Raw genomic sequence first — 10,812 nt, 5'->3', positions numbered from 1 at the left:
TCTCCCCCCAGAGAGTGAAGACTCAGGTGCCGGCGAGGAGTCCGGCCGGGCCCGCTTCGCGGAACTTCGATGGCATGTGAGCGTCTCCGATGCAGGTCAGGAATTCGATGCGCGCTGATACGATCACCCAACGTCAGGTGGGGTGCGAGATTCAGTAGACGGATCCAGCTGGAAGGCGCACTGGATGGAGAGCTGGAAGTCGAAAGCGCGGGCTCATGGCCGATAGCGACGCCTCGCCGGCCTACACCTTCCAGATACTCGGGCCGCTCGAGATCCGCCGCGATGGTGAACCGGTTCCACTGCCGACCGCCCCGCGCGTCCTGCGTCTGCTGGCTGTCCTGCTGCTGAACGCGCCGAACTTCGTCTCGATCTAAGCGCTGGATCACCGGGTGCTGGACGGCGACAGCATCAGGACCGAAACCTGGTACACCTACATCGCCCAGGCTCGGAGGCTGTTCAACCCGGACGGCGCGCAGGTGCTCGAGCGGCAGGGCGGGCAGCTTCGGCTCAGAATCGACCGGCAGAGCATCGACATGGTCCGGTTCCACGAGCTGACGCGTAACGCCGCAACGACCGCCGGGCGCGACGACGGCACCGCGGTGCGCCTGCTCGGCGAGGCCCTCGCCTGCTGGCACGGCGAGCCGCTGGAAGGCCTCGGGCCGGGCGTCTGGCTGGACGAGCGTCGTACCGGGCTGACCGCCGAGCGCCGCGCGGCCGTTCTTCTGCTCTGTCAGCTCCAACTGCGCTCGGGCGACAGGGCCGCGGCGCTGACGCGCCTTCAGCAGGTGTTCTCCGATGAGCCGGCCGAGGAGGACGTCGCCGCTCTGCTGATCGTCGCCCGGTACGCCGAAGGGGATCGGAGCGCGGCGCTACGGGCGTACGACATTCATGCCGACCATGGCCGCCGGGTGCGCAGCGCCGAGCCTTCGCCCCGGATGGTCCGGCTCCGGGGCGAGATCCTGAACGGTTCGCTCGATGTCCGGGGTGTGCTCGGCGACGGCCGCCCGACCGGGACGACCGGGCCGCAGACTCTGCGGGCCGCCCTGCCCCGTTTCGTCGGCCGGCGGCGCGAACTCGCCGAACTGGACCGGCTCGCGGGGCGGAACACGGTGATCGTCCTGGACGGACCACCCGGTGTCGGTAAGACCGCCCTGGCCACGCAGTGGGCGTACCAGGCCGCGGACCGTTACCCCGACGGCCGGCTGTACCTGGACCTGCACGGCTTCGGCCCCGGTGCGCACCCCTCGGACGAAGCGGTTGTCCTGCGCCAAGTGCTGACCAGGCTCGGGGTCAAGCGGGCCGACATCGAACCCGATCCCAGCGACCGGGCGGACCAGCTCGCCCGGCTCGTCGCCGGTCGGCGGCTCCTGCTCGTCCTGGACAACGCGTTCAGCGCCGAGCAGGTACGCCGCCTGATCCCGGCCGGACCGGGATCGCTCGTCCTCGTCGCCAGCCGGCGCCGGCTGCCCGGGCTGGGCGTCTCCTATCAGGCGGCCTCGCTGTCGCTCACCTGGCCGGACGAGGCCGATGCCCGCGAGGTGCTCCTGAGTTATCTGGGCGATGAGGGCGCCTATGCGGCCGGCGACGTCGACGCGATCGTTGCCTGGTCCCATCGCATGCCCCTGGCGCTGGCGGTCGTGGGCTCCCGTGCGGCGCACGACCGAAGTCGCTCGCTGCCCGACATCCTGCGCGAGCTGCGCACCCGGCTGGGCGACGAGGACGCCGATGCCGACCCGCACGCCGGTGTGTCGGCCGCGCTCGGCTGGTCCGTGGCCGAGCTGTCCGAGGCCGATCGCCATACCTTCCGCGTGCTCGGTCTGCACCCGGGCCCGCACGTGGACGTCAGAGCCGTGGCCGCCCTGACCGGCCGCAGCCCGCAGGACGCGGCCCGCAGCCTCGAGGCCCTCGTCGCCGTCCGCCTGTCGGACCGGGTGGGCGCCCGGTACGCCGTGCACGACGTCATCCGCGAGTACGCAGCCGCCACCCTGCGGGCGGACGACGCGGGCGCCGCCCACCGCCTGCTCGACTTCTACCTGCATTCGGGGGACCGCCTGGCCACGCTGTTGCGCGGGCGCCGGCAGCCGATGCCGCTCGACCCGCCGGCGCCCTCGGTGGCGCCGGTCACGGCGGAGGCGCCCGCGGAGGCGATCGAATGGTTCCGCACCGAGTACGCCGTTCTCATCCGTCTCATCCCGGCCGCGGCCGAACTCGGCTTTCCCGCCTACGCCTGGCGCATCCTGTCGACGATGATCGATTTCCTCGACTGGCAGGGCCGGCGGGCGGACTGGCGTGACGCGTCGGCGCTGGCGATGGCCGCGGCGGAAGGCAGCGGGGACCGGATCGGCCTGGCCCGGGCGACGCGGAGCCTGGGACGGGCCCTGGTCGCGTCAGGCCTGCTGGATGAGGGCCGCATCCACCTCGACCGCGCCTTGGAGCTCTACGTCACCCTGGACGACCCCGACGGGCGCATGCGTGTGCATCACGACCTCGGCGACCTGCTGATCCGGCAGGGCAGCTACGGCGAGGCGCTCGTGCAGACGAGCGCCTCGCGCGATCTGGCCGAGACGCTCGGCAACACCGACGAAGAGGCGAACGGGCTCGGTGGCCTGGCTTGGTGCTATTACTGCCTGCGCGAGGACGACGCGGCCGTGGACCACGCCCGCCGGGCCATCGCTCTGCACCGCAACGGCGCGTTCGCCCGGGGCGAGGCCGCGGCTCAGGACACGCTGGGTGCCGCATTGTTGCGGCTGGAACGCCCCGCCGAGGCCCGGCCGGCGCTGGAACGGTCACTGCAGCTCTGCCGTGAGTCGGGCGATCGGGTGAACGAGGCCGGAGTCCTCGACCACCTGGCCGACTGCCTGTCCCGCCTCAACGATCCCGGGGCCGCGGCGATGCGTTCCGCGGCCTCGGCCGCACGGCGGGTCCTCTCCCAGGCGGCGTAGGTCGTGCACGGATCGGTCAGACCCGTTCGAGGAGGCGGTGGATCTCTTCCTCCTGCAGGGGGGAGCCGGCGGCGCGGGAGATGGCCAGGGCCTGCTGGGCCAGGGGTTCGGCTTCGGACGGGTGGCCGGCGGCCAAGGCGCCCAGGGCCAGGGTGAGCAGGGCGCCCGCCTCCAGCAGGCGGTAGCCGCCCGAGCGGGCGCCGGTCAGGGCGACCTGGGCCGGGGTCCGCCAGCCGTCGGTGTCGCCCAGGGCCAGGCGGGCGCGGGCCACGCCGATGGCCGAGCGGGTTCGGAAGTACGGGTAGGACAGCTCGGTGGCCAGCGCGTGCGAGTCGTCGAAGTGGTGCAGGGCCTCGGTGGGGGAGCCGGCGCCCAGCAGGGCTTCGCCGGTTGTGGTGAGCAGGGCGGCCTCGGCTCGCCGGTCGCCGATGTGGCGGGTCAGGTCCAGGCCCTCGCGGGCGGCTCGGACGGCGGCGCGGTGGTCGCCGCGGTGGTCGTAGGCCTGGCTCAACTCGTCGAGGACGGCCAGTTCGCCGTGCGGCTCGCCGCGGGCGCGGTACGCGTTCAGCGCGATGGTCAGGTGTTCCAGGGCGCCGTCGTGGTCGCCCAGCTGGCGCAGCACCATGCCGAGGTTGTTGCGGTTGGACAGCTCCGACTGCTGCCGGCCCTGGGCCGAGTTGATTGTCAGCGCCCGGCCGAAGTAGTCGGCCGCCTCGGTCAGCCGGCCCTGGTCGCTGCACATCGCCCCGAGGTCGTTGAGGGTGACCGCCTCGACGTGGGCGAAGCCGTGCCGGCTGCTGACTTCCAGGGCCTGCTCGAAGGATTCCTGCGCGTCGGTGACGTGGCCCAGCTCGGCCTGCACCAGGCCGATGTTGTGGCGCAGATAGGCGGCGGCCTCGAGCCACCCGGCCTGCTCGGCCAGCGTCTGACCGGTGCGGTAGTGGCGCAGCGCCTCCTGATGCCGGCCGGTCGACCAGTTCGCCTGGCCCAGGGTCTGGTGCATGGCCGCGCGAGCCCGGTCGTCGCCGCTCTCGTCGGCGGCGGCCAGCCCGGCCTCGGCGGTCTCGAGCCAGGGCACAGCTGTCCGGCGTACGAAGAAATAGCCCCGCAATTGGTCGGCGATCCGCCAGGCGTACTCCCCGCCCAGTCGTACGGTGGCGACGATGCCGTCGAGCTCGGCGTCCAGCCAGGCGAGGGCGGAATCCGCACTGTCGAAGGTGATTGCCGGCTCGTGGGGCAGGCGCACCATCGCCGGGTACACCAGCACCAGGGCGGCGGCGACCCGGTCGAGGTAATGCTCCCGCAGCCGGTTGAGGGCTTCACCTCGTACGGGAAACGGGTCTTGATCTTCGCAGTGCTGGGCGGCGAAGAGGCGGAGCAGATCGTGGAACCGGAACCGGTCGGCCTGCGAAGTTTGCAGCAGGTTGGCGTCGACCAGGTGACCGATCACGGCGTACGCGTCGGCGCCCAGCACGGCCGTCGCGGCCTCGACCGTGAAATCGGGGCCGGGGGCCAGCGACAGCAACCGGAACGCCCGCGCAGCCGCCGGCGGCAGGTCGGCGTAGCTCAGCTCGAAACCGGCGCTGACCAGCGTGTCACCGACGTGCAGCTCGCGCAGCCGGCTCTTCTCGTCGCCGAGCCGGTCGACCAGCGAGCGGACCGTCCAGGCCGACCCGGCCGCGAGCCGGCCGCCCGCCACCCGCAGGGCGAGAGGCAGCAGCCCGCACAACTTCGCCAGCTCATGGGCCGCTTCCGGCTCACCCGCGATGCGCGCCTCGCCGGCCGCATGGGCCAGCAGGTCGAGCGCCTCGCCCTCGGTGAAGCCGGCCAGGCCGACCAGCTTCGCGCCGGGCAGATCGGCCAGCGTGCGCCGGCTGGTGACCAGCACCGCGCAGCCGCCGACCCCGGGCAGCAACGGCAAAACCTGCGCGGCCTCGCGGGCGTTGTCGAGAACGATCAGCATCCGGCGGTCGGCGAGGGTGCTGCGGAACAGCGCCGACTGCTCGGCCGGCTCGGTGGGGATGCGGCGGCCCTCGACCCCGAGCGCGCGCAGGAACCGGGCCAGGGCGTCGACCGGAGGCAGCGGCTGCGGACCGGCGCCCTGCAGGTCGATGTAGAGCTGACCGTCCGGGAAGTCGGCCCGCAGGCGCTGCGCGGCCTGCAGCGCGAGGGCGGTCTTGCCGACCCCGGCGACGCCCGAGATGGTGCACACCGCGCCGGTGCCGAGCAGGTCGATCACCTGGTGCAAGTGCTCCGCCCGGCCGGTGAAGTCGGCCGGGGGCGCCGGCGCCTGGAACACCGGGGTGGCGCGCGACGGCGCCGCCACGGGCACGGCCCGCAACCAGCGCCGCTGGAGCACGCCGCGGTGCGCCTCGAGCAGGTCCGGGCCGGGATCGATGCCCAGCTCGTCGGCGAGCTCCTGACGGACGTCGTCGTAGACGGCCAGCGCCTCGGCCTGCCGGCCCGACGCGGCGAGGGTGACGATGAGCCGGGCCTGCAGCGGCTCGTGCAGCCGGTGCCGGCCGGCCTGCTCCCGCAGACGGGGCAGGGCAGCCTCGGGCCGGCCGGTGCGCCGGGCCAGGTCGGCGTGCCGCAGCACGAGCTGAAGGTGTTCGTCGCCGAGCCGGGTGACCAGCGGCGTGTCCCGCAGTTCGGGGGTGTCGGGCCCGCCCCGCCACAAGGTGAGCGCCTCGTCGAGCAGGGCCAGGGCCGGCTCGGGGTCGGCCGTCGCCTCGGCCCGGGCCGCCAGCCGTCGCATGCGCAGCAGGTCGACCTGGGCGTCGTCGACGTTCAGCCGGTAGGCCTCGCGCACCAGCGACAACAGCCGTGACTCGCCGCGGGCGGTCCGTCGCGGCTCGAGGGCCCGCCGCAGCCGGCTCACGTAGGTCTGGATGAGATTGACCGCCGACGGCGGGACGTCGTGGCCCCACAGCAGGTCAATGAGCTCGTCGCGGTGGACGGCGACGTTGGGGGTGAGCGCCAGCCGCACCAGCACCGTGCTGTGCCGGCCCGAACCCAGGTCGACCCGCTCGGTGCCGACGAATGTCTCGAGCGGGCCGAGGACCAGCACAGCGGCCTCGCCCTCGGGTACGGGTCGCGGCGCCGGCGCCGGTGCGGCGGGCACAGTCAGTGCCGACGGCGCCAGTCCGAGCGCCGCGGACAGCGCGCGCATCGACGACGGTCGAGGACTGCGGCTGCGTCCCTGCTCCAGATCGCGGAGCCCGGCCAGGCTGATCCCGGCGCGTTCGGCCAGCTCAAGCTGGGTGAGGCCGGCCTGTTCGCGGTAATGGCGCAGCCGCTGTCCGAAGGGGAGGTCGCCGAGGTCCACCGGCGCAGCCTAGTACGGGCCGGGTACGGGCGGGGGGCCTACAGTCGCGGGTCAGTACGGGAACGGAACCTTGCTCCGACACTACGGGGGAAGGTTCACCATGATGAATATGCGCAGGGTCGCCGGAACGGTGCTCGCGGCGCTCGTGACCGTCGGCGGCGTGGCCGTCGCCGGACCGGCTCAGGCGGCGGGCAGCTACCACTCGGGGCGGTGCTACGACAACGGCGACGACGCGTACGTCACCCGGGGCGCCGCGCTCGCCCGGGCCCGCAGCTGGGTGAACGACGACGTGTCGTACAGCCAGTCCCGCTGCTACAACAATTCGTACGGCGACTATCGCACCGACTGCTCCGGCCTGGTCTCGCTGGCCTGGGGCCTCGGCAGCCTGGGCGACGTGTGGGCGACCTCGAACCTCGACCTGCGCAGCACCCGGATCGCGGCGGCCGACCTGCTGCCCGGCGACGTGTTGCTGCGCTACACCGGCGACCCGGACACCAACCACGCGGCGGTGTTCGTCCGGTGGTCGGACAGCGGGCGCACCCGGCCGGTCGTCATCGAGCAGAGCGGCGGCGTGGGCCGGGCCACCGAGCGGACCTGGGGCAGCTACGCCGGGTACACGCCCGTCCGGTACGACCGGATCGGCGCGTCGGCGCCCGTCTCGATCTACGGCACGCTGGCCGACGGGCGGCTGACCTACTCGACGATCGAACCGGGCAGCGGGCAGCGGCTGAAGACGGTGACCTCCAACGCGGCCCTCGGCTTCACCCCGGTCGCCATGGCCACCCTGAACTTCAACACCATCCTGGTGACCGCGCCGGGCGGGAAGCTCTACCGGGTCGACGTCATCACGAACAACAATTCGCTGATCTACGACCCGCCGGTCGAGATCGGCGCGGGCTGGACCCACGACCTTCTCACGTACGACGGTTCCGGTCACTTGTTCGGCATCGCCAACGGCGTGCTGCGCCAGTACACCGTGAATCGCACCAAGCCGGCCGAGGGTGACATCGTCAGCAACGGGATCATCGGCAACGGCTTCACCCTCAAGACGCTCGCCGCGACCGGCCCGGACTGGCTGCTCGGCACCACCGACGCGGGCGAGCTGATCTCGTACCGCATCCAGCCGGGCGACTGGGACCGCTTCGAGCTGCGTTCCTCGACCTGGCAGGTGTTCGACCACATGGTGTCGCCCGGCGGCGGGCTGTACTACGGCCACCACCGCGACGGCAGCCTCGCCTTCTATGTGGACGGTGAGCCGTTCGACGGCAGCGGCGGCGACATCCGCGGGCGGGCCCCGGTCGACGAGCGGGGCTGGACCCAGACGCTGCTGTCGGCTATGCCGATGCGGTTCTGACGATGACCGCTGCGACCTTGAGCTTCGGCATCCTGGGGCCGGTGGAGTTGCGGTCGCGCGAGCGCCGGCTCGAGCTGACCTCGACCAAGCAGCAGGCCCTGCTCGGCGCCGGGCTGCTCAACGCGAACACGGTGGTGTCGGCGGGGCGGCTGGTCGACGCCATCTGGGGCGAACGGCCGCCGCCGAGCGCGACCGCCCTGGTGCAGACCTACGTGTCGGCGCTGCGCCGGATCATGGTGCCGCTGGCCCCGGACGGCCCGAGCCCGATCGTCACCCGGGCCCCCGGCTACGTGGTGCGGGTGGCCGACGGCGAACTCGACCTGCACGCCTTCGAGCTGCTGAGCGCCGAGGGGGAGCGGGCGGCCGCCGGCGGCGACCACCGGCGGGCGGCGGCGCTGTTCCGCGAGGCGCTGGGGCACTGGCGTGGCCCGGCGTTCGACGGGCTGGACACGCCGCTGTTCCGGGCGGCGGCGGCCCGCCTCGACGAGGCCCGGCTGGCCGTGCTGGAGCGGCGCATCGACGCCGACACGCACGTGGGGCCGACCGGTGGGCTGGTCGCCGAGCTGACCGAGCTGGTGGCGGCGCACCCGCTGCGGGAGCGGCTGCGGGGGTCGCTCATGCGCTCGCTCTATCAGCTGGGACGGCAGGCGGAGGCGCTGGCGGTGTTCCAGGAGGGCTATGCCGTACTGCGGGAAGAGCTCGGCATCGAGCCGGGGCCCGAGCTGCGGGTGCTGCACCACAAGATCCTCGACGCCGATCCGGCTCTCATGACCGCGGCTCCTCCGGCTTCTCCGGCTCCGGCTGTCCCCGCCGGTGATCCGCCGCGTCAGCTGCCGCCGCCGCCGCCGCAGTTCGTCGGTCGTACGGCCGAGACGGTGGAGCTGGGGCCGGACGACCGGCCTTCCCTCACGGTGATCTCGGGACCGCCCGGCGTCGGCAAATCGGCGCTGGCCCTCACCGTGGCCGGGGCGGCGCGGGACCTGTTCCCCGACGGGCAGTTGTTCGTTCCGGTCCGGGCGTACGGTCCCGGCCGTCCGACGGCGGTGGCCGACGCGCTCGCCATGCTGCTGCGCTCGCTCGGCGTCCCGGCCCGGCTGCCGGAGACGGTCGACGAACTGGCCGCCCTGCTGCGGACGACGCTGATCGGGCGCCGGGTGCTGATCGTGCTGGACGACGTGGGCGGGGCGACCGAGGTCCGCCCGTTCCTGAGCCCGCACCCGGGCACCGCGGTGCTGGTGACCAGCCGTCCCCGGCTGCCCAGCCTCGACGTGACCCGGGCCGTGCACCTGGGCCCGCTGCCCCCGGCCGACGCGTTGCGCCTGCTCGCCGGCTCGGTGGGGGCGGACCGGGTGGCGGCCGAGCCGGGCGCCGCGGCGGACGTCGTACGGGTCTGCGAGGGGTTGCCTCTGGCCCTGCGGGCGGCCGGGGCCCGGCTCGCCGGTCGGCCCCGCTGGCGGCTGGCCGACCTGGCCCGGCGGGTGCTCGACGATCAGCGGCGGCTCGACGAGCTGGCGGCCGGCGACCTCGACGTGCGGACCAGCATCGACGGGAGCTACCGGCGGCTCGGCGAACCCGAGGCGGAGCTGTTCCGCCGCCTGGGCCGGCTCAGCGGGCCGGAATTCTCGGCCGAGGCGGTGAACCGGCTGATCGGCTCGCCCGTCGCGTACGCCGAAAGAATCGCCGACCGGCTGGTCGAGGCGCAATTGCTCGACCATGCCGACGCCGACGGGGACGAACAGCACTACAAAATGTCCGTTCTCACCTTCCTGTTCGCCCGCGAAGTTTCTCTATAGCGCTTTTGGAGCGCGACTTCAGAGCCACTGGAGAGCGCTCCACCAGACTTCTTTTCGCAAGGAGGAACCCTTCCGAATGGAGTAATGGAATGCGCCTCTCAGCTCTCGTGCCCGCACTCATGCTGACTCTCGGCGGCGGCCTCGTCGCCGGCGTGGCCCCCCAGTCACCGGCCCGGGCCGACGCCACCTGCACCGGCGCGGTGTCGGTGTACGGAGCCCTCGACGACGGCCGGCTCACCTATTCGGCCATCAACCCGTCGAACGGCAACCTCAGCCACGTGGTCGTCTCCACCAAGAACATCGGATTCAAGCCGGTGGCCATGGCGACGCTCAATTTCAACACCATTCTCGTCACCGACCCGGACGGCGTGCTGCACCGCATCGACGTCAGCACCAACAAGGATTCCCTGCAATTCACCGTATCCGGCCGGATCGAGGGCGGATGGACGCACAAACTGCTCACCTATGACGGCAACGGCCATTTGTACGGCGTGACCACCGGCGGCCAATTGCTGCAGTATCTGGTCTCCCGCGACAAGCCGGGGGCCGACCAGATCGGCCAGCGCCGCGAGATCGGATCGGGCGGGTTCACCCTCAAGACGGTGGCCGCGGCCGCCGACGACCGGATCATCTCCACCACCGCCAGCGGCGCGCTGATCAGCTACGCCATCAACTCGTCCGGCGGCTACACCCGGCAGGAGCTCGACGACAACGGCTGGCAGAGCTTCGAGAACCTGGTCTCGCCCGGCGGCGGCCTCTACTACGGCAAGAACCCGGACGGCGCCCTCTACTGGTACGAGGACGACAACCCCGCCGACGGCTCGGGCTCCGACATCTCGTACCACCTGGACGACCCCGTCTCGTCCCGCGGGTGGACGCAGTACCTGCTCTCGGCCCAGCCGGACACCTGCAAGGCAGTCAGCTCGACCAACCAGCTCCGCAGCCGGATCGCCAACCTCGCCCTCGGTGAGGTCGGCACGCCCGAATCGGCCTGCGACCGGTACCACTCCAGCTGCAACGGCGGCCAGGTCGCCTGGTGCGCCATGTTCGCCACCTGGGCCTGGGAACAGGCCGGGATCTCCGGACTGCCGCGCAGCCAGTGGTTCGCCCAGGGCCTGGGCAAGTGGGGCGTCGACCGGGGCCTGTTCAAGTCGCGGTCGGGCAGCGCGCAGGGCAGCCCGAAGGTCGGCGACTGGGCCATCTACGGCCAGCCCGCGGCGACCGGCGGCGGCCACGTCGACGTGGTGACCGCGGTGCACCCGGACGGCACGCTCACCGTCGTCGGCGGCAACGTGTCCAACAAGGTCAGCAAGCGGACCATCAACCCGGCCACCGCCCGCATGGGCGTGGACAACGTCCTGATCTCCGGCTACGTCACCCCGCCGGGAGCCTGAT

At 72.6% G+C, this 10,812-nt stretch carries 6 protein-coding genes; 5 read left to right on the top strand and 1 reads right to left on the bottom strand.

From position 1 onward, the window contains the following. The first annotated feature begins 215 nt into the window (after positions 1-215). Positions 216-374, top strand: a complete 159-nt coding sequence (locus OWR29_RS36760; protein ID WP_267568116.1) for a hypothetical protein — start codon at positions 216-218, stop codon at positions 372-374. A gap of 15 nt (positions 375-389) precedes the next feature. Continuing rightward, entirely contained in the window at positions 390-2,942 is a 2,553-nt protein-coding gene (locus OWR29_RS36755; protein ID WP_267568115.1) for an ATP-binding protein, read from the top strand. A gap of 16 nt (positions 2,943-2,958) precedes the next feature. On the opposite strand, the gene OWR29_RS36750 is transcribed toward OWR29_RS36755, so the two are convergent. After that, positions 2,959-6,270, bottom strand: a complete 3,312-nt coding sequence (locus OWR29_RS36750; protein WP_267568113.1) for a tetratricopeptide repeat protein — start codon at positions 6,268-6,270, stop codon at positions 2,959-2,961. Between the two features lie 109 nt (positions 6,271-6,379). Here OWR29_RS36750 and OWR29_RS36745 point away from each other — a divergent pair, with 109 nt between their 5' ends. The 3 genes from OWR29_RS36745 to OWR29_RS36735 all read left to right on the top strand — a co-directional run bounded on the left by OWR29_RS36745 (position 6,380) and on the right by OWR29_RS36735 (position 10,811). Beyond that, a complete protein-coding gene (locus tag OWR29_RS36745) occupies positions 6,380-7,624 on the top strand; it encodes a tachylectin-related carbohydrate-binding protein (RefSeq protein WP_267568112.1) in 1,245 nt (414 codons plus the stop codon). A gap of 2 nt (positions 7,625-7,626) precedes the next feature. Beyond that, positions 7,627-9,417 (top strand): AfsR/SARP family transcriptional regulator, encoded by a 1,791-nt coding sequence (locus OWR29_RS36740; protein ID WP_267568111.1) that lies wholly within the window; start codon positions 7,627-7,629, stop codon positions 9,415-9,417. Positions 9,418-9,506: 89 nt separating this feature from the next. After that, positions 9,507-10,811: a tachylectin-related carbohydrate-binding protein gene (locus OWR29_RS36735; protein ID WP_267568110.1), complete on the top strand. Its 1,305-nt coding sequence runs from the start codon at positions 9,507-9,509 to the stop codon at positions 10,809-10,811. Position 10,812 lies beyond the last annotated feature (1 nt).

Source organism: Paractinoplanes pyxinae (assembly GCF_026626335.1).
In the GTDB taxonomy this organism is placed as follows: domain Bacteria; phylum Actinomycetota; class Actinomycetes; order Mycobacteriales; family Micromonosporaceae; genus Actinoplanes; species Actinoplanes pyxinae.
This window is presented reverse-complemented; position numbering and strand designations above follow the sequence as displayed.